This is a genomic window from Rhizobium sp. AC44/96 (assembly GCF_001692185.1).
Classification (GTDB): domain Bacteria; phylum Pseudomonadota; class Alphaproteobacteria; order Rhizobiales; family Rhizobiaceae; genus Rhizobium.
In genome coordinates this window covers 99,596-124,256 of record NZ_LXKO01000041.1, presented here as the reverse complement: position 1 = coordinate 124,256, position 24,661 = coordinate 99,596, and the positions used below count along the sequence as shown (strand labels likewise).

General features: G+C 61.4%; 28 protein-coding genes. 18 read left to right on the top strand and 10 right to left on the bottom strand.

What is annotated here, in order from left to right; translation table 11 throughout:
- Window positions 1-43: 43 nt before the first annotated feature.
- The 3 genes from typA (at window position 44) to ppa (ending at window position 3,236) form a co-directional block, all read left to right on the top strand.
- On the top strand, window positions 44-1,861 hold the full coding sequence (gene typA / locus A6U87_RS27485) for a translational GTPase TypA (RefSeq protein WP_065694492.1): 1,818 nt from the start codon (window positions 44-46) through the stop codon (window positions 1,859-1,861).
- Between the two features lie 204 nt (window positions 1,862-2,065).
- Window positions 2,066-2,572, top strand: coding sequence for a GNAT family N-acetyltransferase (locus tag A6U87_RS27480; protein WP_065694491.1), 507 nt, complete (start codon window positions 2,066-2,068; stop codon window positions 2,570-2,572).
- Between the two features lie 127 nt (window positions 2,573-2,699).
- Entirely contained in the window at window positions 2,700-3,236 is a 537-nt protein-coding gene (gene ppa, locus A6U87_RS27475) for an inorganic diphosphatase (RefSeq protein ID WP_065694490.1), read from the top strand.
- 10 nt (window positions 3,237-3,246) lie between these two features.
- Here ppa and A6U87_RS27470 read toward each other — a convergent pair whose 3' ends face one another.
- Together A6U87_RS27470 and A6U87_RS27465 are read right to left on the bottom strand one after the other, a co-directional pair.
- On the bottom strand, window positions 3,247-3,561 hold the full coding sequence (locus tag A6U87_RS27470; RefSeq protein WP_065694489.1) for a DUF167 domain-containing protein: 315 nt from the start codon (window positions 3,559-3,561) through the stop codon (window positions 3,247-3,249).
- On the bottom strand, window positions 3,558-3,878 hold the full coding sequence (locus tag A6U87_RS27465; RefSeq protein ID WP_065694488.1) for a YggT family protein: 321 nt from the start codon (window positions 3,876-3,878) through the stop codon (window positions 3,558-3,560). Before A6U87_RS27465 ends, A6U87_RS27470 begins: the two co-directional genes overlap by 4 nt.
- 108 nt (window positions 3,879-3,986) lie before the next feature.
- Between A6U87_RS27465 and A6U87_RS27460 the strand changes: the two genes are divergently transcribed.
- Complete coding sequence (locus tag A6U87_RS27460) at window positions 3,987-5,234, top strand: MFS transporter (RefSeq protein WP_065694487.1); 1,248 nt, start codon at window positions 3,987-3,989, stop codon at window positions 5,232-5,234.
- 12 nt (window positions 5,235-5,246) lie between these two features.
- On the opposite strand, the gene A6U87_RS27455 is transcribed toward A6U87_RS27460, so the two are convergent.
- From A6U87_RS27455 to hemC, 7 genes are all read right to left on the bottom strand, one after another.
- Entirely contained in the window at window positions 5,247-5,732 is a 486-nt protein-coding gene (locus A6U87_RS27455) for a RidA family protein (protein ID WP_065694486.1), read from the bottom strand.
- Window positions 5,733-5,857: 125 nt separating this feature from the next.
- A complete protein-coding gene (locus A6U87_RS27450) occupies window positions 5,858-6,616 on the bottom strand; it encodes a glutamine amidotransferase (RefSeq protein ID WP_065694485.1) in 759 nt (252 codons plus the stop codon).
- Complete coding sequence (locus tag A6U87_RS27445) at window positions 6,606-7,091, bottom strand: TerB family tellurite resistance protein (protein ID WP_065694484.1); 486 nt, start codon at window positions 7,089-7,091, stop codon at window positions 6,606-6,608. Before A6U87_RS27445 ends, A6U87_RS27450 begins: the two co-directional genes overlap by 11 nt.
- A gap of 16 nt (window positions 7,092-7,107) precedes the next feature.
- On the bottom strand, window positions 7,108-8,694 hold the full coding sequence (locus A6U87_RS27440; RefSeq protein WP_065694483.1) for a heme biosynthesis protein HemY: 1,587 nt from the start codon (window positions 8,692-8,694) through the stop codon (window positions 7,108-7,110).
- Window positions 8,695-8,697: 3 nt separating this feature from the next.
- A complete protein-coding gene (locus A6U87_RS27435; RefSeq protein ID WP_065694482.1) occupies window positions 8,698-9,894 on the bottom strand; it encodes a COG4223 family protein in 1,197 nt (398 codons plus the stop codon).
- Between the two features lie 89 nt (window positions 9,895-9,983).
- Window positions 9,984-10,688 (bottom strand): uroporphyrinogen-III synthase, encoded by a 705-nt coding sequence (locus A6U87_RS27430; RefSeq protein WP_065694481.1) that lies wholly within the window; start codon window positions 10,686-10,688, stop codon window positions 9,984-9,986.
- Window positions 10,689-10,695: 7 nt separating this feature from the next.
- Window positions 10,696-11,625, bottom strand: coding sequence for a hydroxymethylbilane synthase (gene hemC, locus A6U87_RS27425; protein ID WP_065694480.1), 930 nt, complete (start codon window positions 11,623-11,625; stop codon window positions 10,696-10,698).
- A gap of 73 nt (window positions 11,626-11,698) precedes the next feature.
- Between hemC and tsaD the strand changes: the two genes are divergently transcribed.
- From tsaD to A6U87_RS27400, 5 genes are read left to right on the top strand one after another with little or no spacing between them, the layout of a single operon-like run.
- On the top strand, window positions 11,699-12,793 hold the full coding sequence (tsaD, locus tag A6U87_RS27420) for a tRNA (adenosine(37)-N6)-threonylcarbamoyltransferase complex transferase subunit TsaD (protein ID WP_065694479.1): 1,095 nt from the start codon (window positions 11,699-11,701) through the stop codon (window positions 12,791-12,793).
- Window positions 12,790-13,773 (top strand): NAD(P)H-dependent glycerol-3-phosphate dehydrogenase, encoded by a 984-nt coding sequence (locus tag A6U87_RS27415; protein ID WP_065694478.1) that lies wholly within the window; start codon window positions 12,790-12,792, stop codon window positions 13,771-13,773. The genes tsaD and A6U87_RS27415 overlap by 4 nt, the downstream gene beginning before the upstream one ends.
- A gap of 10 nt (window positions 13,774-13,783) precedes the next feature.
- Window positions 13,784-14,077 carry a YciI-like protein gene (locus A6U87_RS27410; RefSeq protein WP_065694477.1) on the top strand — a complete coding sequence of 98 codons (294 nt, stop codon included), beginning with the start codon at window positions 13,784-13,786 and terminating at the stop codon, window positions 14,075-14,077.
- Between the two features lie 2 nt (window positions 14,078-14,079).
- Window positions 14,080-14,511 carry an EVE domain-containing protein gene (locus A6U87_RS27405; protein WP_065694601.1) on the top strand — a complete coding sequence of 144 codons (432 nt, stop codon included), beginning with the start codon at window positions 14,080-14,082 and terminating at the stop codon, window positions 14,509-14,511.
- Between the two features lie 7 nt (window positions 14,512-14,518).
- Window positions 14,519-15,166 (top strand): methyltransferase, encoded by a 648-nt coding sequence (locus A6U87_RS27400; protein WP_065694476.1) that lies wholly within the window; start codon window positions 14,519-14,521, stop codon window positions 15,164-15,166.
- Between the two features lie 4 nt (window positions 15,167-15,170).
- On the opposite strand, the gene A6U87_RS27395 is transcribed toward A6U87_RS27400, so the two are convergent.
- On the bottom strand, window positions 15,171-15,677 hold the full coding sequence (locus A6U87_RS27395; protein ID WP_065694475.1) for a hypothetical protein: 507 nt from the start codon (window positions 15,675-15,677) through the stop codon (window positions 15,171-15,173).
- Between the two features lie 313 nt (window positions 15,678-15,990).
- Between A6U87_RS27395 and sdhC the strand changes: the two genes are divergently transcribed.
- The 9 genes from sdhC (at window position 15,991) to sucD (ending at window position 24,657) form a co-directional block, all read left to right on the top strand.
- On the top strand, window positions 15,991-16,386 hold the full coding sequence (sdhC, locus tag A6U87_RS27390) for a succinate dehydrogenase, cytochrome b556 subunit (protein WP_065694474.1): 396 nt from the start codon (window positions 15,991-15,993) through the stop codon (window positions 16,384-16,386).
- Between the two features lie 11 nt (window positions 16,387-16,397).
- A complete protein-coding gene (gene sdhD / locus A6U87_RS27385; RefSeq protein ID WP_065694473.1) occupies window positions 16,398-16,778 on the top strand; it encodes a succinate dehydrogenase, hydrophobic membrane anchor protein in 381 nt (126 codons plus the stop codon).
- 7 nt (window positions 16,779-16,785) lie between these two features.
- A complete protein-coding gene (gene sdhA / locus A6U87_RS27380) occupies window positions 16,786-18,627 on the top strand; it encodes a succinate dehydrogenase flavoprotein subunit (protein WP_065694472.1) in 1,842 nt (613 codons plus the stop codon).
- A 12-nt stretch (window positions 18,628-18,639) separates the two neighbouring features.
- Window positions 18,640-19,419 carry a succinate dehydrogenase iron-sulfur subunit gene (locus tag A6U87_RS27375; protein ID WP_065694471.1) on the top strand — a complete coding sequence of 260 codons (780 nt, stop codon included), beginning with the start codon at window positions 18,640-18,642 and terminating at the stop codon, window positions 19,417-19,419.
- 221 nt (window positions 19,420-19,640) lie between these two features.
- The gene (locus A6U87_RS27370) at window positions 19,641-20,153 is read left to right on the top strand and encodes a protease inhibitor Inh/omp19 family protein (RefSeq protein WP_065694600.1); all 513 of its coding nucleotides are present in this window, start codon (window positions 19,641-19,643) and stop codon (window positions 20,151-20,153) included.
- A 46-nt stretch (window positions 20,154-20,199) separates the two neighbouring features.
- Window positions 20,200-21,363 (top strand): cell division protein ZapE, encoded by a 1,164-nt coding sequence (gene zapE / locus A6U87_RS27365; RefSeq protein WP_065694470.1) that lies wholly within the window; start codon window positions 20,200-20,202, stop codon window positions 21,361-21,363.
- A gap of 178 nt (window positions 21,364-21,541) precedes the next feature.
- A complete protein-coding gene (mdh, locus tag A6U87_RS27360; RefSeq protein WP_037181990.1) occupies window positions 21,542-22,504 on the top strand; it encodes a malate dehydrogenase in 963 nt (320 codons plus the stop codon).
- A gap of 40 nt (window positions 22,505-22,544) precedes the next feature.
- Complete coding sequence (sucC, locus tag A6U87_RS27355; protein ID WP_065694469.1) at window positions 22,545-23,738, top strand: ADP-forming succinate--CoA ligase subunit beta; 1,194 nt, start codon at window positions 22,545-22,547, stop codon at window positions 23,736-23,738.
- 16 nt (window positions 23,739-23,754) lie between these two features.
- Window positions 23,755-24,657 (top strand): succinate--CoA ligase subunit alpha, encoded by a 903-nt coding sequence (gene sucD, locus A6U87_RS27350; RefSeq protein WP_065694468.1) that lies wholly within the window; start codon window positions 23,755-23,757, stop codon window positions 24,655-24,657.
- Window positions 24,658-24,661: the final 4 nt, after the last annotated feature.

The window sequence follows — 24,661 nt, the reverse complement described above, 5'->3', positions numbered from 1 at the left end:
GCCTTCTCCCAGCGCGGCGCCCCAGCCTCAGAGATTTGAACATATGGCACTTCGCAACATCGCGATTATCGCGCACGTTGACCATGGCAAGACGACATTGGTTGACGAACTCCTGAAACAGTCCGGCTCGTTCCGCGAGAACCAGCGCGTTGCAGAACGCGTCATGGACTCCAACGACCTGGAAAAGGAACGCGGCATCACGATCCTTGCCAAGGCGACCTCGGTCGAGTGGAAGGGTGTTCGCATCAACATCGTCGACACCCCCGGCCACGCCGACTTCGGCGGTGAAGTCGAGCGTATCCTGTCGATGGTGGATGGCGCGATCGTTCTGGTCGACTCGTCGGAAGGCCCGATGCCGCAGACGAAGTTCGTCGTCTCCAAGGCGCTGAAGGTCGGCCTCCGTCCGATCGTCGCGATCAACAAGATCGACCGTCCGGACGGCCGCCACGAGGAAGTCATCAACGAAGTGTTCGACCTCTTCGCAAGCCTGGACGCAACCGACGAGCAGCTCGACTTCCCGATCCTCTACGGTTCCGGCCGCGATGGCTGGATGAACGTCAATCCTGAAGGTCCGAAGGACCAGGGTCTTGCACCGCTGCTCGATCTCGTGCTCAGCCACGTTCCGGAGCCGACGGTTGCCGAAGGCCCGTTCACGATGATCGGCACGATCCTGGAAGCCAACCCCTTCCTGGGCCGTATCATCACCGGCCGCATCAATTCCGGCTCGATCAAGCCGAACCAGGCTGTCAAGGTTCTCGGCCAGGACGGCAAGATGATCGAAAGCGGTCGTATCTCGAAGATCCTGGCCTTCCGCGGCATCGAGCGCACCTCGATCGAAGAAGCGCATGCAGGCGACATCGTCGCGATCGCTGGCCTTTCCAAGGGCACGGTTGCCGATACCTTCTGCGATCCGGCTGTCAATGAAGCGCTGACCGCGCAGCCGATCGACCCGCCGACCGTTACCATGTCCTTCATCGTCAACGACAGCCCGCTGGCTGGCACCGAGGGTGACAAGGTCACCTCGCGCGTCATCCGCGACCGCCTGTTCAAGGAAGCCGAAGGCAACGTCGCGCTGAAGATCGAAGAAGCCGAAGGCAAGGATTCGTTCTATGTATCCGGTCGTGGCGAATTGCAGCTCGCCGTTCTGATCGAAACCATGCGCCGCGAAGGCTTCGAGCTCGCCGTGTCGCGTCCGCGCGTCGTCATGCACCGCGACGAGAACGACCAGCTGATGGAGCCGATCGAAGAAGTCGTCATCGACGTCGATGAAGAGCATTCCGGCGTCGTCGTTCAGAAGATGTCCGAGCGCAAGGCTGAAATGACCGAGCTGCGTCCTTCGGGTGGCAACCGCGTTCGTCTGGTGTTCAACGCGCCGACCCGCGGCCTGATCGGCTACCAGTCGGAACTGCTCACCGACACGCGCGGCACCGCCGTCATGAACCGCCTGTTCAAGGACTACCAGCCGTTCAAGGGCGAAATCGGCGGCCGCACCAACGGCGTTCTGCTCGCCAACGCTGCCGGCGAAGCCGTGGCCTATGCCATGTTCAACCTGGAAGATCGCGGCCCGATGATGATCGAGCCCGGCGAAAAGGTCTACATGGGCATGATCATCGGCATCCACAGCCGCGACAACGACCTCGAGGTCAACGTCCTCAAGGGCAAGCAGCTGACCAACATCCGCGCCGCCGGCAAGGACGAAGCCGTCAAGCTGACGCCTCCGATCCGCATGACGCTCGACCGCGCTCTCTCCTGGATCCAGGACGACGAGCTGATGGAAGTGACGCCAAAGTCGATCCGCCTGCGCAAGATGTATCTCGACGCCAACGATCGCAAGCGCTTCGCCAAGGCGAAGTCCGCCTGATCCGGACGCCCAATCATCCAGACAAAAAACCCCGGCCATCGCGCCGGGGTTTTTTATTTGTGCGGTTCGTCGAATCCTTCTTGTCGCAATAGTTAAAAAAGCGTTAAATTTCAGCAATCGTCCACATGTTAAGTCTGTGGGCAATTGGCCGGAATGCAGTGACGCATATGGTTAATTGTCGGCGGCAGGGCCAGAGTAAGCGTTATGAAGACGTTGTCGATCGATGTTCGGCGGGCTGAACCGCAGGATTCCCGAGCTATTTCGGAAGCGCATCGGCTTGCGTGGCAACACACCTATGCGGGAATCATTCCGCACAAGGCGCTGACCCAGATGATCGAACGTCGCGGTGAAAGCTGGTGGCGCAAGGCAACCCGCGGTCCGGCAACGCTGCTCGTGCTCGATGTCGCGGGGACCGTTGCAGGCTATGCAACGCTTGGCCTCAACCGCGCCCGCGCCCTGCCTCAGGAAGGCGAGATCTACGAGCTCTATCTTCGCCCGGAATATCAGGGGATTGGCCTTGGCCACATGCTCTTCAGCGAGGCGCAGAGGCTGCTGAAGTCGCTCGGCTGCAAGGGGCTGGTCGTCTGGTGCCTGGAAGAAAATGAAAACGGTGCCGAGTTCTACCGGGGGCATGGTGGCGTCGACTATTGCGAAGGTATGGAAACCTTCGATCGCAAGCAGCTGAAGAAGATCGGCTTCATCTGGAATTGAGGCCTTAGCCTCGCCTTTGGCGTGTGGCTTTGCAAAACTATCATTAAACTTCGCTGAAGTGTCGTGTTGCGTCGCGGCATGAAACCGATTATCTGGCTGCGAACATTCACGTCGCGGGAGTTATCGCATGCGCATCGACGCCGTTTCCATTGGCAAGAACCCACCTGAAGACGTCAACGTCATCGTTGAAGTGCCGGTCGGTGGTCACCCGATCAAGTACGAGATGGACAAGGAAGCCGGCACGCTGGTCGTCGACCGTTTCCTCTACACGCCGATGACCTATCCTGGCAATTACGGCTTCGTGCCGCACACGCTGTCGGAAGACGGCGATCCGATCGACGTTCTGATCGCCAGCACGCGTCCGCTGGTTCCTGGCTGCGTCATCAACGTTCGTCCGATCGGCGTGCTTAAGATGGAAGACAACTCCGGCAAGGACGAGAAGATCATTGCCGTTCCGTCGCCGAAGCTGACCATGCGCTACGACAAGGTCAAGGACTACACCGACATGCCCGAGATCACGCTCAAGCAGATCGAGCACTTCTTCGAGCACTACAAGGATCTGGAGCCCGGCAAGTGGGTGAAGATCTACGGCTGGGGCGATGCCAAGGAAGCCGGCCAGCTGATCCTCGAGGCGATCGAGCGCGCCAAGAAGGAAAAGGCCTGATCGGTCTTGCTCATGGCCCCGAAAGGGCGTCTAGCTTTTTGATCACATCCTCCGGGTCGACATCGATCCGGAGGATTTTTTTACGCGAGGTTTCGCCTGAAACGAGGCTGATCGAGGACTTCGCAAGACCGAGCTGCTTGGCGATGAGCGCAGTCAGCGCCTTGTTGGCCTTGCCCTTCTCGGGCGGCACCGAGACGCGCGCTTTCAGGTGCGCCTTGCCGTCGGCATCGAGTTCGACGCCGTTGATCTGATCGCGCCCGCCATTCGGCGTCAGCCGGATGATGAGAAGAAGGTGATCTGAAAAGGCCTGATAGGGCCGGATCACATGATCATCGGGACGATGGTGTTCCACATGAACGAGCGAATGAAGAAGATGATCAGCAGCAGGATGATCGGCGAGATGTCGATGCCGCCGAGGTTCGGCAGCACCCGGCGGATCGGGCGCAGCACCGGTTCGGTGACATTATAGAGGAACATGCCGACCGAATTGACGAACTGGTTGCTGGAATTGATCACGTTGAACGCGTACAGCCAGGAAAAAATGGCACTGCCGATAAGTATCCAGGTATAAAGATTCAAAGCCAAATCAATGGTTTGAAAGAGCGCAATCATCGCAGTCTCCAGTTCGTTGTTGACAGACATGTAGACATTGGCGACTAAACGGGCAAGTGCCGTGTGTAAACCCATGGCAAATCATGTTTAACGGGCGGGCTGGCAGCGAATGCACCGCCTGTTCCTTGGAAAGCTCTCATGTCCATTTCAGCCAGCGGAGATCGGTTTGCCGCGTTTCGGCATTCGTCGTACACACGGTTCTTCTTTGCGCGGTTTCTTCTTTCCTTTTCGCAGCAGATCGTCAGTGTCGCCGTCGGCTGGCAGATGTATGACCAGACCCGCAGCGCGATCTATCTGGGCCTGATCGGGCTCGTCCAATTCCTGCCGTCGCTGGTGTTGATCCTGGTTACGGGCTCCGTAGCGGATCGACATAACCGCCGGGCGATCGCCTCAATCTGCTCGCTGGTGAGCGCGCTTTGCACCCTGGCGCTGCTGGTGATGACCATGACGGGGACGTTTTCGCCTGTTCCGGTCTTTGTCGTTCTGCTCATCTTCGGCATCGAGCGCGCATTCATGTCGCCGGCCATGCAGTCGCTGGCACCGAACCTCGTGCCGCCGGAGGATCTGTCGAACGCGATCGCCTGGAACTCATCGTCCTGGCAACTCGCGGCGATCACCGGTCCTGTTCTCGGTGGCCTGCTCTATGGCGTCAATGCTCACACGGCCTATGTCGTCGCCGTGGTCTTCGCCGCGCTGGGCGCTGCGTTGCTCTACATGATCCCGAAGCCGACGCAGAAGACGACAGGCGAGGCCAAGAGCTGGGACATGATCCTTGGCGGCTTCCGCTTCATTCGTGCGGAGAAAGTCGTGCTTGGCGCGATCTCGCTCGATCTCTTCGCGGTTCTGCTGGGCGGCGCCACGGCGCTTATGCCGATCTTTGCCCGCGATATCCTTACTCTCGGGCCTTGGGGGCTCGGTCTGCTGCGTTCCGCGCCGGGTCTGGGCGCGATCGTCATGGCGATTTTCCTGGCGGCTCACCCGCTCAAGCACCGCGCCGGCGTCTACATGTTCATCGGCGTGGCGCTGTTCGGCATCGGCACCGTCATTTTCGGGGTTTCGACCAATACGGAACTGTCGATCGCCGCACTGGTGCTGATGGGCGCCGCCGACATGATTTCGGTCTATGTCCGAGAAAGCCTGATTGCGCTCTGGACGCCTGACCAATTGCGTGGCCGCGTCAACGCCGTCAACATGGTCTTCGTTGGCGCATCGAACGAGCTCGGCGAGTTCCGCGCCGGTACCATGGCGTCGATCTTCGGCGCCGTGCCTGCCGTTATCATCGGCGGCATCGGCACTCTGGCGGTAGCGGCGATCTGGGCGACAAGCTTCCCGCAGTTGCGTAAGATCGATACCCTGGATGCGCCGACGCGCAGCGAGGTCGCCTGAGGCAGGCCGCCGTCACGGCGAAATCAGCACCTCAGCTTCGATCTCGACCGGAAAATTCAACGGCAGGCCGGCGACGCCGATGGCGGAGCGGGAGTGACTTCCGACCTCGTGGCCGAAGACCTCGATGATCAACTCGGTAAAGCCGTTGATGACGGCAGGCGGATTGGCGAAGCGCGGTGCGCAGTTGACCATGCCGAAAACCCGGCACCAGCCGGTGATGCGATCCAGGCTCCCGAGTTCCCGCTTCAAGCTGCCCAGCATCGACAGCGCGACCTTTCGCGCGGATGCCTTCGCTTCTTCTACCGAGACCGCCTCGCCAACGGCGCCGAAGGGACCCGCGGGGGAACCGTCGCTATTCTGGGGCCCATGCCCTGAAATGAACGCGCGGTCTCCGCGAACATTCACCCACGGAAACGGTAGCACCATGTTCGAGGGCAGTTTCAATGGCTGGGGCAGGACCAACCCCATCGAGGCAAGCTTCTGTTCATAGTTGGACATGGTGTTCCCCAGAGATGGCCAAGTCGCGGCGCCAAGGGGCGTGGACCGGATCGTTGATCGGAACGCGTTCTTGCTTCTGAGCTGTTGAAGCGCTGAATTCTACCACAGTGCGGCGCTGGGCGCATCTAACCCGAATGGCCAGCCTCCGCGACCAGCCCGCTCTTCGCCGCCTTGCCTTCGAAGACAACGTCGAGGAATTCGTGCAGCCAGGCCTTCAGCGGTGCATCGAACAACATGCGGCCTTCGAGATGCTCACGCCCCTGCTGCGCGTTCGGCAGGATAAACCGATGCGCGCCGTGAACGACCCAGCGATGCATCATCGCCCGCGTCAGTTCCGCGTGAAATTGCAGGCCCCAGGCGTGGCCGTTATAACGAAAAGCCTGGTTCTGATAGGTATCGCCCTCGGCGAGGAGATCGGCGCCGCGCGGCAGATCAAAGCCCTCGCGATGAAAATGGTAGACCATTTTCGGCCAGTGCATCAGCAGGCGACCCTTTTCGGTGGCGCGTAGCGGATACCAGCCGATCTCGGTCGAACCATCGTCACTTGGCTGCACCTTGCCTCCGAGATGGCGGACCAGCATCTGCGCGCCGAGGCAGATCCCGAGAAGCGGCCGCTTCTCCTTGAGCGGTACGCTCAGCCAGTCGATTTCCGCTTTCACGAAATCGTCTGGATCGTTGGCGCTCATCGGGCCGCCGAAAACGACTGCGCCGGCGTGAGCAGCGAGCGTCGATGGCAGCTTGTCGCCGAGGACAGGGCGACGGATATCCAGGCTATAGCCCTTCTCGACGAGGAGCTGTCCGACCCGACCAGGACTTGATCGCTCCTGGTGGAGAACAATCAGGATGGGGCGGCCAGCGTGTTCCGAGAAGCGGTCAGTCGGCATCGTCCTGCACCACTTCGACGTCGGTGACGCGCCTTGCCGCCTCCTGTCTCTTCAGGATGCGCTCGCGGGCGGAAATGCCGAGAAGCTCGGCGATGCGCCAGATGGCGTCGTCTTCCATCTCGCTGCGTTCACCGTCCGCGTAGACGATGTCCCAGAGAATGCCGATCAATTCGAGCCGCTGCTCGGTATTGAGATGGCGCTTCAGGTCGGACGTGAAGCGGTAGTAGTCGACAGCCGAACTTTCGGCTTCCTGACCAGCCGCGATCAGCGCATCAAGCTGCTTGCGATCAAGACCATACTGGTCCTTCAGAAGCTTGCGCAGCCGCTTCTTTTCGCTGTCCTTGACCTGGCCGTCGGCCTCCATGACCTGCATACAGAGCGCGGCCACTGCGATACGCGGATCGTCGGGAGCAAAGCTGTTTTTTGGACTGTCGCTGGTGAGATTCTGAAAGAATGCCTGGAAGCGTTCGAACATTCGGATCCTGTTTTATCTAGAACAAGCGAAGACGGGTCTTGGGCTCCGGCTCCGTCGCAGGGGCGCGCACGCCGGGATCATCCGGTCGTCCGCCGAAAAATGGGGGTGGCTCCGCAGCCTGGGCGGCCGTCTCTTTGGTGGGAGTTGCCGGCTTCGCAGGCGGGCGCGCGGCCTCGGCGATGGTCGCGGCACGCTCAAGCTCGATGATACGATGATCGTTGACCGGACTTTCGGGACGCGTTTCGCGCACGGGCGGCAGCGTCTTCAACGCATAATCGATCGACGCTGGCGCGCCATCCTCGATCGGTCCCTCAACCTGCCCGAACGGCACCTTCCAGACGAAGGCGTCCAGTTGGCCTGAAATCGGCGACAATGGCAGCCACTTGTCGGAGACGAAGCCGTCGGCGACCCAGGCCGGATCGCGCGGTGCCTTGAGTGCCTGGGAAAGCCAGTGGCGGATGCGGCCCTGGTCTCCCGTTTCAGCCTCTTCGATGTCAGCCATCAAAAGAAACGCTGCTTCGCGTGGCTCGATACGGGCGGCCGCTTCAGCCTTGGTGCGGGCTTTTGCGAAGGCCTGGGCATCAAGAGCCGCCTGCGCAACAACGAGAAGCGACTCGACGTTGTTCGGCCGCAGGGCCTCGAGTCGTTCAGCGCGCTTCAGCCGGTCCGCTGCGGAATCGCCGCTGCGGGCGCGCACGTAAGTCCGGCCGATCTCGGGATGCGGTTCTGCCTTCCATGCCTGTTCGAGAATGGAGGCCGCCTTGCGGAGCTTGTCTTCGCGAAAGAGCGCCTTTGCCGCGATAATGGCTGCCGGCTCGAAATCGGCTGACAGCTTCAAGGCGTGGAGGGCGTCGTCGCGGGCGCCGGCAGGATCGTTTTCGAGCTTTTCCGTTGCCCGGGCAGTCAGCAATACGGCGCGCATGCGGTCGGCTTCGCCCTTCTCGATGACACGGGCCGCTTTCTGCTGTTCGAGCAGGCGGATCGCGTCGTCCCAGCGGCCTGCCTGGCTGCGGTATTCGAGGGTGGCCTGTGCGGCCCACGGAAGGTACGGCGCGTTGTCCGCCGCCTTCTCCGCATATTGGCGCGCAGCCTCGTTGGCGCCCAGGCGCTTGGCCTCGAGATAAAGTCCCCGCAACCCGAGCTCGCGTGTCTCCGGGTCGTTGGTCATGGCCTCGAACTTGGCGCGAGCCTCGTCGTGCCTGCCTTCGATCAAGGCAGCCTGTGCTTCCAGAAGAGCGATCAGCGGTTCCTGGTCGGCGCGGATCAGGCCACGCGATCGCGCCGCCATCTTGCGTGCCAGCAGTGAATTGCCGGCGCCGGCTGCGATCAGCCCCGTCGAAAGCGCCTGATAGCCGCGATCCCGCTTACGGGCGCGAAAATAGCGGGTCACCGAGTGCGGCGACGTCCAGATGACGCGGACCAGCCACCACAGCACCATGACGAGCGCCACCAAACCGATGATGGCTGTCGCGGCGACGATCAGCTTGGTTTGGTACAGCTGCCCTTCCCAGATCAGCGAGAGGTCGCCCGGGCGATCCGCCAGCCAGGAGAAACCATAGCCGAGCACGAGTACGAGAAGGGCGAATACGACAAGCCTGATCATGCCTCAGCCCTCCTTGCCTGCGCCGGAAACGGCCTTGGACAACGCGCTACCGACAAGATCCTCGACGCGAATGCGTGCCTCGAGTGATTGTTTGAAAGCGGCCGATGCCTGCTTGGCCTGAGCGGGCAGGTCGTTCCACTCGGCGGCCGCGCCCGGCAGATCGCCGTTCTTGACCTTGTCTTCCATGCGCGCTGCAATCGCCTCGACGCTTTCCCCTTCGATATTGCCGACCGGACGCACCTTGACCAGGGACTTGGCGCTCGACATCAGCCGGTCCGACCAGCTCTGGCTCGGATCGGTCTGGTTGACGGAATCGACGATGGCGGTCGCGACATCGGGAACCTGGTCAATCAATTCGGCGCGCGAGGGAACACCGGTCTGCGCAAAGTTGCGGAGGTCCGCCGTCACAGGATCGTCCGGGGAGACGCTGGCAAATGTATCGAGCTCGGCAACGAACGGTCCTCCACGATCGATCGCCGCCTTGAGCGCGGCAGCGCCGATCGCCCGGGCGACGGCAACATCCTGGCGCGGTTCGTTGAGTTTCTTCTCAGCCTCGGCAAGGCGCTGTTCGATGCCGGCGCTGTCCGACGTCTTTTGTTCCGAAGCCTGTGCGACGGCGGCGCGCAGCTGGTCGATCTGGCCGGTCAAATCCGCAAGCTTCTGGTTCAGCGCTGCGACTGCGGTGTTGTCTGCGCCGGCTTGCGATGGCGGCGCCTTTGCGGCCTCTTCCAGTGCAGCCAGCCGCGTCGCCAGCGTCCCATCCGGTGCAGGCTGCGGCGCAGCGGCCAGGCTGGCGAGCGACTGCTTCAGGCCATCGATCTCGCTCGTGAGGTTGGCGATGTCGGCGGATGGCGCCTTGGTGGCGGATGGACCGGGCAGAAATCCGGCATATTGGATCGCACCGGCGCCGACGAGGGCGATCAAACCACCGACAATACCAGCAGCGATCAGCCCCGACGTATTGCCGCCTTCGCGGCGGTGCACTGGCTGCGCCGGCTGTTCCTCGGCTACAGCATCGCGCGGCGCCTCGGTTTGTTCCTTCGGCGCATCAGCGGGCACGTCGGTTTCATTCGGTTCGGCTTGAGGTGGCGGCGGGATATCTTCCGCGTTGTTGGCAGAGGCAATCTCCTGCGCATCCAGATCGATCGTGACCGGCTCGTCGGTGCTCTTCGAATGGCGTGGCGGATTTCCTGGTGCCATGAGACCCTCATATTCCTGCAATGGTTCGAAACTAGTCAGTGATGCCAGTTAAGGAAAGAGGTTAGATAAAATTTGGGCGAGCAACGCGTTCAAATGAGCGACAGGAGGCTGGATTCGTTCGGCGTTGCCGCGACCGTGACGTTGCCCTGCAGCGATTCCGGAACAGCTGCGGCCACGGTGGCGCTCAGGCAAAGCAGCCGCATACCGGCGATTGTTTCCGGGTGCATGCGGATTGCTTCGATAGCGAAAAATGCTTCCGCCGTCTGTCTGGAATAGAAGAGAATCGAATCAGGTCGCTGCTCGACAAGCGCCCGAACTGCACCAGCATCGATGGATAGCTGCTCCATGTGGTAGCAATTGGCGACGACGACGTGCAGGCCGATCTGACGGGCGCGCGTTTCGAATGTTTCGGCCCGCGGCAACCCGGCGAGATAGAGCACGGGCCCACGATTTTGTTCTGCGATCATATCCGCGAGGTCGGCGCCGTTGCCCGACGACGCCACGACAGACAGGAAGCCGGCCGCTGCTGCTTCTTCGGCGGTTGCCTCGCCTACGGCAAAGAGCGGGCGATACAGGTGTGGCGAGAGATCGTATCGTGATTCCCTGAGGGCGCGTATTGCCTCGGCACTGGTCACCGCGACAGCGCCATCGGTTTGTGACAGCGCCATCAGCGCTTCCGCCGCATCGTGGAACGGTTGCGACAGAGGAAGCAACAGCGGCTCGTGTCCCATTTCAACAAGGCGTTCGGCGGTGCGCGCGCCCGAATGCAGGGGACGGGTCACGAGCACGCGCATGACCGCGTCAGCTCCAGTCGTCGAAGAACGTCGCGCCGGCCCGGTTGCGGACATCTTGCCCGGCGCGCGTGCCCAGCGCTGTGGCGTCGCGGCGGTGGCCGTCGATGGTGACCGCATGCTGGCTTCTGCCATCCGGCGTAATGATCAGGCCGGAGAAGCGAATCTGATCGCCTTCGCACACCGCGTAGCCGCCGATCGGCGTGCGACAGGAGCCATCGAGGGCTGCCAGGAAGGCGCGCTCGCAGGACACGGTATCGAAAGTCTTGGTGTCGTTGATCGGGGCAAGCAGTGCGTCGATGCGGGTGTCGCCGATCCGGCTTTCGATGCAGATCGCTCCCTGTGCCGGGGCCGGCGGGAAAATGTCGGGGTCGAGGATTTCGGTGATGACATCGACCTTGCCGAGGCGTTTCAGGCCCGCCAGCGCCAGAAGTGTGGCGTCGACCTGACCCTCGTGCAGCTTTCTCAGGCGCGTATCGACGAGGCCGCGGAAGGTGATGACGTTGATGTCGGGCCGCATGCGTCGGATCAATGCCTGCCGGCGCAGCGAGGAGGAGCCGACGGTTGCGCCATGCGGCAGGTCGATCAGCTTTGGCGCGGTGCGGCCCACGACAGCGTCGCGAATGTCCTCGCGAGGCAGGTAGGCGGAAAGACAGAGCCCTTCCGGCAGGGTGGTCGGCATGTCCTTTGTCGAATGCACGGCAATGTCGAGATCGCGGGTGGCGAGCTTTTCCTCGAGTTCTTCCGTGAACAGCCCCTTGCCGCCGATTTCGGCAAGCGACCGATCGGTGATACGGTCGCCCTTCGTTGACAGAACGACGATCTCGAACATCTCTTCCGGCAGGCCATGGACCGCCATCAGCCGGTCGCGGGCCTCGTTGGCCTGCGCGAGCGCCAGTGGGCTGCCTCTGGTGCCGATCCGGAAAGGTTTTGTTTGCATCCGCATTGATCCGTTGTTACCGGAGTTTCTCGTAAACAGGTTTCAGACCCATCGCAATCAACGATCAGGCTTCATGGCTCCCTTTCTACGCATCCTCGGCATCGAAACAAGCTGCGACGAAACCGCCGCTGCCGTAGTCGAGCGAGCTGCTGACGGGGCGCCAACCGTCCGCTCCGACGTGGTGTTGAGCCAGCTCGAAGAGCATAGCGCTTATGGCGGCGTCGTGCCCGAAATCGCGGCACGCGCTCACGTCGAGGCGCTCGATAGCCTGATAGACGAGGCATTGAAACGCGCCAATGTGTCGCTCTCCGATATCGATGCGATTGCGGCGACTTCAGGTCCCGGCTTAATCGGCGGGCTGCTGGTCGGCCTGATGACCGGCAAGGCGATCGCGAAGGCATCGGGCAAACCGCTCTACGCGGTCAATCATCTCGAGGGCCATGCGCTGACGGCGCGGCTTACGGATGGCCTGTGCTTTCCCTATCTGATGCTGCTGGTGTCTGGTGGTCACACCCAGCTTATTCTCGTGCGCGGCGTCGGCGACTACGAGCGCTGGGGCACGACGATTGACGATGCGCTCGGCGAAGCGTTCGACAAGACGGCGAAGCTTCTGAGCCTGCCCTATCCGGGTGGACCGGCGGTGGAACGCGCTGCAAAGCAGGGCGATCCGAAGCGTTTTGTCTTCCCACGGCCGCTGGTCGGCGAGGCGAAGCTAAATTTCTCCTTCTCGGGCCTGAAGACTGCCGTACGGCAAGCGGCGACGGAAATCGCGCCGCTGAACGATCAGGATGTGGCCGATATCTGCGCTTCTTTCCAGGACGCCGTATCGCGGACTCTCAAGGATCGCATCGGCCGCGGCCTCGAGCGCTTCAAGGCACTGTTTCCCGATGTCGCCGAGCCGGCTCTTGTCGTTGCAGGCGGTGTCGCGGCCAATCGGGAAATCCGCAGTACGCTGCAGGCGCTGTGCGACAAGAACGGTTTTCGGTTCGTCGCGCCACCGTTGCATCTGTGCACCGACAATGCGGTGATGATCGCCTGGGCCGGGCTGGAGCGCATGGCAACGGGTGTCGAGCCAGACGATCTCGATGTGCAACCGCGGTCGCGCTGGCCGCTTGATGCGAGCGCCGAGACATTGCTTGGCTTCGGCAAGCGAGGAGCGAAGGCATGAGCGAGAAAATTGCCGTCATCGGTGCCGGCGCCTTTGGTACGGCTCTGGCTGCGGTCATCGCGCTGGCGGGACGGCATTCCGTGACGCTCGTCGGGCGCGATCCGCAGCTTATGGCGGATCTGAGCGCCGAGCACTTGCATGATGCCGTGCTGCCGGGGATAGAACTGCCGGACGCTCTAGAATTTTCCGCTGAAGCCAGCGCCATCAGCGATGCCGGCATCGTACTTTTCGCGATGCCCTCGCAGGCGCAGGCGGATGCCGCGCGGCAATACGAACCTTACCTGGCTAAGGACGCTATCGTCGTTACCTGTGCCAAGGGGATCGAGAAGGCAACCGGCAATCTGTTGACCGACATGCTGGAGCGCGCCTTGCCCGGGCATCGGATCGCCGTGCTGTCGGGGCCGGGTTTTGCTGCCGATATCGCCAGTGGGCTGCCAACGGCGATGGTAATCGCCGCCGAGAATCGCGAGATTGCCGAGCGGCTGGCGCAGGCGATCTCAGGCAGGACCTTTCGCCTCTATCCATCGTCGGACCGGATCGGCGTACAGCTTGGCGGCGCGCTCAAGAACGTGCTGGCGATTGCCTGCGGCATCGTCGAGGGTGCCGGCCTGGGTGACTCGGCGCGTGCCGCGCTGATCGCTCGCGGGCTGGCCGAGATGTCACGTTTCGTGGTGGCCAAGGGCGGGCAGTCCGATTCCGTGCCTGGCCTTTCCGGTCTGGGCGATCTGGTGTTGACCGCCACAAGCCATCAATCGCGCAACCTGCGTTTCGGCATTGCGCTCGGGCGCGGCGAGACCCGTGATCCCGCGCATGGTGAACTTGTCGAAGGCGCCTTTGCGGCGGCGGTGGTTTCCAGGATGGCAAAATCGCTCGGCATTGATATGCCGATCACCGACGCAGTGTCCGCCATTATCGATGGCAAGCTCGGCATCGCCGAGGCCATCGACCAGTTGATGACGCGGCCGATCACGACCGAATAGGAGAACTGACATGCTTTTCGCTTTTGTTTGCAAGGACAAGCCGGGCCACCTGAACGTTCGCATGGACACGCGGCCTACTCATGTCGAGCATCTCAACGCGCTGAATGCAGCCGGCACGCTGAAGATGGCAGGCCCGTTTCTCGATTCCGACGGCAAGCCTTCCGGTAGCCTGGTGATCGTGGAAGCCGAGACGATCGAAGCCGCAAGGGCGATTGCGGATTCGGATCCCTACGCAAAGGCCGGCTTGTTCGAAAGCGTCGAGGTTCAGGCATTCAACTGGGTCTTCAACAAGCCGGAGGCATGACCGTGGCGCACTGGCTCTACAAATCCGAACCGGCCGCATGGTCCTGGGAGCAGCAGAAGGCTGCGGGCGAGAAGGGCACGGAGTGGACCGGCGTCCGCAACTATCTGGCGCGCAACAACATGCGGGCAATGCAAATCGGCGACAAGGGTTTTTTCTATCATTCCAATGACGGGCTGGAGATCGTCGGCATTGTCGAGGTCTGCGCGCTGTCACATCCCGACTCGACTGCCAAGGGCGATCCGAAGTGGGATTGTGTCGATATCCGCGCCGTCCGCGATATGCCAAAGCCGGTCACGCTCAAGGACGTGAAGGCGAACGAGAAGCTGTCGAAGATGTCGCTGGTGACGTCGATGCGGCTTTCCGTGCAGCCCGTCACCGACGAGGAATGGCTTGAGGTTTGCTGCATGGGCGGTCTCGACAACCCGCCGCGGTGATCAGCCATTGAAGACCGACCCCGCGATCTTCATTCGTGGCAATACGAGCCCGATGGCGCCGCCGCATGTGCCGGAGATCCGGTTGCATCTGGCGACCGAGGCTCACGAGCTATGGCTGAAGACGGAGGAGGAGCTGGCGGAAATCGGCCTGCCGCCACCGTTCTGGGCCTTTGCCTGGGCCGGTGGGCAGGGGCTGGCACGCTATGTGCTCGATCATCCTTCGATCGTCAGCGGCAAGAGGGTGGTGGATTTCGCCAGCGGCTCCGGACTGGTGGCGATTGCGGCGAAGATGGCTGGCGCTGACAAGGTGCTTGCCGCCGATATCGATCCGTGGACAGCGACCGCAGTGGCGTTGAACGCGGAACTCAATAACGTCGAGGTCGATTTTACGAATGCCGACCTCATCGGCAGCGCGATCGAAGCGGATGTGCTGCTGGCTGGCGACGTCTTCTACGATCGTGATTTTGCGGGAGCGCTTGTGCCATGGTTCGAGCGGCTGGCGTCAGACGGCGTCAGTGTAGTCGTTGGCGATCCCGGTCGTGCCTATCTGCCCAAAAATCGGCTGGAGGCCTGCGCCGTTTACGAGGTGCCGGTGACGCGCGCGCTCGAAGACAGCGAAGTCAAGAAGACCACCGTCTGGCGTTTCACGCGTTGAGATTTCACGGCCGGATGACGCAGACGCCCGCTTCGTAAGAGCAACCGTTGCTCTTGGCCGTGACGTTGATCACCTTCGCCATGGGGGCAAGAGCCACCGTGGGCTGGTAGCGGTAGAAACTGCCGCTGCTGCCGCCGACATAGGTGCCGCCGTTTGCGTCATAGACAAAAGACGAACCGGCATAAGTGTCAGCGGCTCCCCCTGCCTGCGCGCCCTGGACGACGATAACGACGTTGTTGCGCGCAAAATTGGTCGAGGGCGAGTCGAAGCGTTTCAACAGCCGATTGCGAAAATGGCGGCGGTCGAAGCCGTCATGCCCGTCGGCGAGGTGTCGGCCTGTGAAGCCAGCGGGAACACTTCTCCAGCCGCCGTGCTGTCCGACCAGAGACGGACCGTTACCGAACCCGTGATGGCGCTGAAATGGACGGCCGCCGAAATCGCCCGCGGCCGCAGGCAGGGCGATGAGCGTCGCAATAGCGAGCGAAACAAGTTTCGATGACGTCTTCCACATCGCGCTGGTCTCCGGAAACCGAATGCTTAACAAAGCGTTAACGCGAAAATGCGCCAAAAGCGCCGGGTTGTCCACCAAACGTTGAAAAATCGTGGGGCAAGGTGGGCAATCAGGGCGGATTTGGGTGCCAAACCAGCGGCGTCAAGACGCAAATCGATTAAATTCCCGCAGCGCCGCAATTATACTTGTCGTTAGGGGTTTCCGTGATTAAACGTCGCCATTGATGCAACGCACACATAGCTTTTTGTCAATCGTGTGGTTGCTTGGATGCTTCCTGGATCCCAGGAGCGCAGAAAGACGCCGCGAGGTTCTGATGGCGAACGTGACAAATAATCGGCCCCTGTCGCCGCATTTGCAAATTTACAAACTAATCCCCACCATGGCTATGTCGATCATCCACCGCATTACCGGTGGCGCGCTCTATGTCGGCACGCTTCTGATCGCCTGGTGGCTGATCGCTGCGGCGACCGGACAAGCCTATTACGATTGGGTCAACTGGATCCTCGGCAGCTTCATCGGCAAGCTCGCGCTGCTCGGCTACACCTGGGCGCTGATCCATCACATGCTCGGCGGTTTCCGCCACTTCATGTGGGACCTCGGCTACGGCTTCGACAAGGCATTTTCGACCAAGCTCGCCAAGCTCAATATCATCGCCTCGCTCTGTCTGACCGTGCTGGTCTGGGTGATCGGCTTCGTCATTCGCTTCTGAAGGTTGCTCTCATGGATATGCGTACCCCTCTGGGTAAGGTTCGCGGCCTTGGTTCGGCCAAGGAAGGCACGGATCATTTCTGGCGCCAGCGCGTCACGGCGGTTGCCAACGTACCGCTCTTTCTCTTCTTCATCATTTTCATGATCGTTCATGCGGGCCAGCCCTATGCAGAGGTTGTGCACGCGCTGTCGAACCCGTTCGTCGCGGTGGTCATGGCGCTGATGGTCATTTCGGGCATCATTCACATGAAGCTCGGCATGCAGGTCATCATCGAGGACTATGTGCATGGCGAATTCGCCAAGCTCGGTCTTCTGATGCTCAACAGCTTCTTTTCGATCCTGATGGCGGGGCTCTGTCTCTTCGCCATTCTGAAAATCGCATTCGTAGGATAACCGTATCATGGCACCGACTTCACCCGCTCAGAATGGGAAGGCCTACAAATACGTCGATCACTCGTATGACGTGATCGTCGTCGGCGCCGGCGGCGCTGGTCTTCGCGCCACGCTCGGCATGGCCGAGCAGGGCTTCAAGACCGCCTGCATCACCAAGGTATTCCCGACCCGCTCGCACACGGTTGCCGCCCAGGGCGGGATCGCCGCCTCGCTGCGCAACATGACGCCGGACAGCTGGCAGTGGCACCTTTACGACACCGTCAAGGGTTCCGACTGGCTCGGCGACGTCGATGCCATGCAGTACCTGACCATGGAAGCGCCGAAGGCGGTCTATGAGCTCGAGCACTACGGCGTTCCCTTCTCGCGTAACGAAGAAGGCAAGATCTACCAGCGTCCGTTCGGCGGCCACATGCAGAACTACGGCGAAGGCCCGCCGGTACAGCGCACCTGCGCCGTTGCCGACCGCACCGGTCACGCCATCCTGCACACGCTCTATGGCCAGTCGCTGCGCAACAACGCCGAATTCTTCATCGAGTACTTCGCGCTCGACCTGATCATGTCCGATGACGGCAGCCGCTGCACCGGTGTCGTCGCCTGGAATCTCGACGACGGCACGATCCATCGCTTCGCCGCCAAGATGGTGGTGCTGGCGACCGGCGGCTACGGCCGCGCCTATTTCTCCGCGACCTCGGCGCACACCTGCACCGGCGACGGCGGCGGCATGGTTGCACGCGCCGGCCTGCCACTCCAGGACATGGAGTTCGTGCAGTTCCACCCGACCGGCATCTACGGCTCCGGCTGTCTGATCACGGAAGGTGCGCGCGGCGAAGGCGGCTACCTCGTCAACTCCGAAGGCGAGCGCTTCATGGAACGCTACGCGCCTTCGGCCAAGGACCTTGCCTCGCGCGACGTCGTTTCGCGCTGCATGACGCTCGAGATCCGCGAAGGTCGCGGCGTCGGCAAGAATAAGGACCACATCTTCCTGCATCTCGACCATCTCGATCCGGCCGTTCTGCACGAGCGCCTGCCGGGGATTTCCGAGAGCGCCAAGATCTTCGCCGGTGTCGATGTGACGCGCGAGCCGATCCCGGTTCTGCCGACCGTTCACTACAACATGGGCGGCATTCCGACGAACTACTGGGGCGAAGTGCTGAACGCCGACAGCTCCAATCCCGAGCGGATCATTCCGGGCCTGATGGCGGTAGGCGAAGCCGGCTGCGCCTCGGTGCACGGCGCCAACCGCCTCGGCTCCAACTCGCTGATCGACCTCGTGGTCTTCGGCCGCGCCGCCGCCATCCGCGCCGGCGAAGTCATCGACCGCGCGGCACCGGTGCCGCATCTGAACGTCGCCGCCTGTGACAAGATCATGGATCGCTTCGATGGCCTGCGTCATGCCAGCGGCGGTACGCCCACTGCGGTGCTGCGCGAAAAGATGCAGCGCGCCATGCAGGAAGACGCTGCCGTTTTCCGTACGCAGGAATCGCTGGAGTCGGGCTGCAAGCGCATCTCCGCCATCTGGCAGGAAATGCGTGACATCAAGGTCACCGATCGCTCGATGATCTGGAACTCCGACCTTGTCGAAACGCTCGAGCTGCAGAACCTGATGGCCAACGCCATCACGACGATCTACGGCGCCGAGGCCCGCAAGGAGAGCCGTGGTTCCCACGCCCGCGAAGACTACACGGAAGGCGCATTCGCCGGCCGCGACGACGTCAACTGGCGCAAGCACACGCTTGCCTGGGTCAACGACGCCGGCGACGTCAAGCTCGACTACCGCCCGGTTCACACCGAGCTCATCGCAGAGGGCATCGATCCCCAGAAGATCGCGCCCAAGGCTCGTGTGTACTAAGAGGAACTGGACATGGTAGAACTCGCTCTTCCCAAGAACTCCCAGATGCGCGAAGGCAAAGTGTGGCCGAAGCCCGCAGGGGCCACGAACACCCGCGAATTCCGCGTCTACCGCTGGAGCCCCGACGACGGCCAGAACCCGTCGATCGACACCTTCTACATCGATGTCGACAATTGCGGCCCGATGGTGCTCGACGGCCTGCTCTATATCAAGAACAACATCGACCCGACGCTGACACTGCGCCGTTCCTGTCGCGAAGGCATCTGCGGTTCGTGCGCGATGAACATTGACGGCACGAACACGCTCGCCTGCACCAAGGGTCTGGATGAGATCAAGGGTTCGGTAAAGATCTATCCTTTGCCGCATATGCCCGTCGTCAAGGATCTGGTTCCCGACCTCACCAACTTCTACGCCCAGCATCGCTCGATCGAACCGTGGCTGAAGACGGTGTCGCCGACGCCAGCCAAGGAATGGAAGCAGAGCCACGAAGATCGCCAGAAGCTTGACGGTCTTTACGAGTGCATTCTCTGCGCCTGCTGCTCGACCTCCTGTCCGAGCTACTGGTGGAACGGCGACCGTTACCTCGGTCCGGCTGTCCTCCTGCAGGCCTATCGCTGGCTGATCGATTCTCGCGACGAAGCGACCGGCGAGCGTCTCGATAATCTCGAGGATCCCTTCCGCCTTTATCGCTGCCACACGATCATGAACTGCGCGCAGACTTGCCCGAAGGGCCTGAACCCTGCCAAGGCGATTGCAGAGATCAAGAAGATGATGGTCGAGCGTCGCGTCTGACGACTGAAAGCCAGGGCCGCGTTTGCGGCCCTTCTTTTTGACAGATCACCAAGGTTTGATTGTGCCAGACTGCGCCAAATTTGTCTCGGGATGGCGAACATGAGCCGATCCTGATGCAAAATCTCCTTGATCTGGCTTGATTCAATACGCCCTTTCAAGATAATTCCGCCGTGATTGCGCGGCAACTTCAGGGCAATACTGGAAAAATCAGGAGTATCATGATGCAGTTCAGACATGTGGCGACAGGCCTCGTAGTCATTCTGTCGTTAGCTGGCTGCCAGCGCACCGCATACAATGATGCAAGCTACAGTGCGGCTCCGGCGCCTTTGACGGCGCAGCCGGTTCCGTCGGTTCAGGGCGGTCAGCTTCCGCCGCCGACAGGCTCGTCGCAGTTCCCGGCAGCGCCGACGGCGAACGCGCCGGTGGCGGGCGGCCAGCCGACGGCGGTGGCCTCGAACGCGATGGATGTCACCAAGGAATCGATGGTGGGGAGCTGGCGCGTCAACGGATCGTGCGACATGTTCCTGACGCTTACCAATCTCGGCAGCGGATCGCGCGGCGGGACGCGCGGCTGTGTCGGCGAGCTGACGGCGATGGGCTCCTGGGAAGTCTCCGGCAAGCAGGTTCTCCTGAAGGATCGCAGCGGAAACCAGATCGGCAGCGTCTACAAGACCGCCGACAATGCGTTCAGCGGCCAGACCAATACCGGGCAGCCGATCACTCTGAGCCGATAAGCGATCCGGCGGCTCGGGCCGCCGATCCTGCATAGGCGGACCCTTTATGCAACCGATGCCAGACTACAGCTTGAGCGTCAGCGAGGAATTGAAATCGCTGACGGCCTCGGGTTCGCTTCAAACCGACTTGGCCCAGATGCAGGTGGCGAAGTGCCTCGACCGGGTGCTTTCCACGCTGAAGCAGAAGCGTCCCGCCGCCAAGGCGAGTGCGCTGGGCTGGCTGTTTGCGGCGAAGAAGAAGCCTTCGGAAAAGGTCAAGGGCCTCTACATCTACGGCAGCGTCGGCCGCGGCAAGACGATGCTCATGGACATGTTCTTCGAGATGGCGCCCTGCGCCAAGAAGCGCCGCGCGCACTTTCACGAGTTCATGGCTGACGTGCACAATCGTATCGCTGCCCATCGCCTGAAACTGAAAAACGGCGAGACAAAGCAAGCCGATCCGATTCCGGTGGTGGCGGGAGCACTTTACGACGAGGCCGAATTGTTGTGCTTCGACGAGTTCACCGTCACCGATATCGCCGACGCGATGATCCTTTCGCGGCTGTTTTCAGAGCTGTTCCGGCGTGGCTGCGTTCTCGTTGCGACGTCGAACGTCGAGCCGAAGAACCTCTATATGGACGGCCTCAATCGCAGCCTGTTCCTGCCGTTCCTGGATTTGCTGGCGACGCATGTCGATGTAGTTTCTCTCGACTCTCCGACGGACTACCGGATGGAGAAGGTAGACAGTCTTCCCGTCTACCTTACGCCGCTCGACGAGCGTGCCGATATGGCGATGGACGCCTCCTGGACCCAGGCGCTGCACGGTCGCAAGGCAAAGCCGCTGGAGCTTCCGATGAAGGGGCGCTCCATCCACGTGCCGCTTGCGGCCGACCGTCTCGCGCGCTTCTCCTTCGCGGATCTCTGCGAAAAGCCGCTGGGCGCTGCGGACTTTCTTGCTATCTCCGAGCGTTTTGATGCCATCTTTCTGGATCATGTTCCGCTGCTCGGACCCGACAAGCGGAATCAGATCAAACGTTTCATTATTCTAATAGACACGCTTTACGATCATGCGGTGCGGCTCTATGTTTCCGCGGCAGCAATGCCTGCGAACTTGTTGACACACGCGCGTGGTACAGAGGGCTTCGAGTTTGATCGTACGGTATCGCGCTTGTTTGAGATGCGCAGCGCTGAATATCTAGCCCTGCATCAGGAAAGACGGGCCGCCGAGTAACGTTTTGGTGACATTTTATCTTACGTTTACGTAAGAATTTTATGTTCTAAACGATTGAAATTCCTGGGCCAAAAATAATCATTTGCCATTTTTGGCCTTTGGGTCTATGCGATTTTTGCAATTGGGCGAGCCTCCCCCGCACCGCCCGACGAATTTTGGTCGCAAAGGAAACACCGAAATGGCGCGTAACAAGATCGCACTCATTGGTTCTGGCATGATTGGTGGCACGCTGGCGCATCTCGCCGGCCTGAAGGAGCTGGGTGACATCGTTCTCTTCGATATCGCCGACGGCATCCCGCAGGGTAAGGGTCTCGACATCGCGCAGTCCTCGCCGGTTGAAGGCTTCGATGCCAACCTCACCGGCGCAAGCGACTACTCCGCGATCGAAGGCGCCGATGTCTGCATCGTCACCGCCGGCGTCGCCCGCAAGCCGGGCATGAGCCGCGACGACCTGCTCGGCATCAACCTCAAGGTCATGGAACAGGTCGGCGCCGGCATCAAGAAGTATGCCCCGAATGCCTTTGTGATCTGCATCACCAACCCGCTCGACGCCATGGTCTGGGCGCTGCAGAAGTTCTCCGGCCTCCCGGCCAACAAGGTCGTCGGCATGGCCGGCGTTCTGGACAGCTCGCGCTTCCGTCTGTTCCTCTCCAAGGAATTCAACGTTTCCGTACAGGACGTCACCGCATTCGTTCTCGGCGGCCACGGCGACACGATGGTGCCGCTCGCACGTTACTCCACCGTTGCCGGCATCCCGCTCACCGACCTCGTCACCATGGGTTGGGTCACCAAGGAGCGCCTCGAGGAAATCATCCAGCGCACCCGTGATGGCGGCGCCGAAATCGTTGGTCTGCTGAAGACCGGCTCGGCCTACTACGCACCGGCCGCCTCGGCGATCGAAATGGCTGAATCCTACCTCAAGGACAAGAAGCGCGTCCTGCCTTGCGCAGCGCAGCTCACCGGCCAATACGGCGTCAAGGACATGTATGTTGGCGTTCCCACGGTCATCGGCGCCGGCGGCGTCGAGCGCATCATCGAGATCGATCTCAACAAGGCCGAAAGAGAAGCATTCGACAAGTCCGTCGGCGCTGTCGCCGGCCTGTGCGAAGCCTGCATCAACATCGCGCCGTCGCTGAAGTAAGCCGGCCGATCGCTGACGCAATCCAAACAGGAATAGATCCATGAACATTCATGAATATCAGGCCAAGGCTCTCCTGAAGGGCTATGGCGCGCCGGTCGCCAAGGGCGTGCCGATCCTCAAGGTCGAGGAAGCCGAAGCCGCTGCCAAGTCGCTGCCGGGCCCGCTCTACGTGGTCAAGAGCCAGATCCACGCTGGTGGCCGCGGCAAGGGCAAGTTCAAGGAACTTGGCCCCGACGCCAAGGGCGGCGTTCGCCTTGCCAAGTCGATCGACGAAGTCGTCGCTCACGCCAAGGAAATGCTCGGCAACACGCTGGTAACGGCGCAGACGGGCGAAGCCGGCAAGCAGGTCAACCGTCTCTATATCGAAGACGGTGCCGACATCGATCGCGAACTCTATTGCTCGCTGCTGGTCGACCGTTCGGTCGGTCAGGTTGCCTTCGTGGTTTCGACCGAAGGCGGCATGGATATCGAAGCTGTCGCCCACGACACGCCCGAGAAGATCCACACGATCGCCATCAACCCGGAAACGGGCGTGACGGCTGACGACGTCGCCAAGATCGTCAAGGCTCTGGAACTTTCCGGTGCTGCCGCTGAAGACGCCAAGTCGCTGTTCCCGGCGCTCTACAAGGCGTTCGGCGAAAAGGACATGGCGCTCCTCGAAGTCAACCCGCTGATCGTCATGAAGGACGGCCACCTGCGCGTTCTCGACGCCAAGATGTCCTTCGACGGCAACGCTCTGTTCCGCCATGACGACGTCAAGGCGCTGCGCGACGAGACCGAAGAAGACGCCAAGGAAATCGAAGCCTCGAAGTGGGACCTCGCCTACGTTGCCCTCGACGGCAACATCGGCTGCATGGTCAACGGCGCCGGTCTCGCCATGGCGACGATGGACATCATCAAGCTCTACGGCAAGGAGCCGGCAAACTTCTGCGACGTCGGCGGTGGCGCCGGCAAGGACAAGGTTGCTGCAGCCTTCAAGATCATCACGGCTGACCCGAAGGTCGAGGGTATCCTCGTCAACATCTTCGGCGGCATCATGAAGTGCGACGTCATCGCCGAAGGCGTTGTCGCAGCGGTTCAGGAAGTCGGTCTCAAGGTTCCGCTCGTCGTTCGCCTCGAAGGCACTAATGTCGAACTCGGCAAGAAGATCCTCAACGAATCCGGTCTCGCGATCACGGCAGCTGACGATCTCGACGATGCTGCCAAGAAGATCGTCGCGGCGATCAACGCCTAATTTGAGGACCTGATAGATGTCTATTCTCGTAAACAAGAATACCAAGGTTCTCGTTCAGGGCCTGACCGGCAAGACCGGTACTTTCCACACCGAACAGGCGCTCGCCTATTATGGCACGCAGATGGTCGGCGGTATCCACCCGAAGAAGGGTGGTGAAACCTGGACCGGCTCGAAGGGCGAAAGCCTGCCGATCTTCGCATCGGTTGCCGAAGCCAAGGAACGCACCGGTGCCGACGCTTCGGTCATCTACGTTCCGCCGGCTGGTGCCGCTGACGCGATCATCGAGGCGATCGACGCCGAGATCCCGTTCATCACCTGCATCACCGAGGGTATCCCGGTTATGGACATGGTTCGCGTCAAGGCTCGCCTCGACCGCTCCAAGTCGCGCCTGCTCGGCCCGAACTGCCCGGGTATCCTGACGCCGGAAGAATGCAAGATCGGCATCATGCCGGGCTCGATCTTCCGCAAGGGTTCGGTCGGTATCGTTTCGCGCTCCGGCACGCTGACCTACGAAGCCGTGTTCCAGACGTCGAACGAAGGCCTCGGCCAGACGACGGCAGTCGGCATCGGCGGCGACCCGGTCAAGGGCACCGAGTTCATCGACGTGCTCGAGATGTTCCTGGCCGACGAAGCCACGACCTCGATCATCATGATCGGCGAAATCGGCGGTTCGGCTGAAGAAGACGCGGCGCAGTTCCTGATCGACGAAGCCAAGAAGGGCCGCAAGAAGCCGATGGCCGGCTTCATCGCGGGCCGTACGGCTCCGAAGGGTCGCACCATGGGCCACGCCGGCGCTGTCGTTTCCGGCGGCAAGGGCGACGCGGAATCCAAGATCGCTGCCATGGAAGCAGCCGGCATCAAGGTTTCGCCTTCGCCGGCACGCCTCGGCAAGACGCTGGTTGAAGTCCTCAAGGGCTAATCCA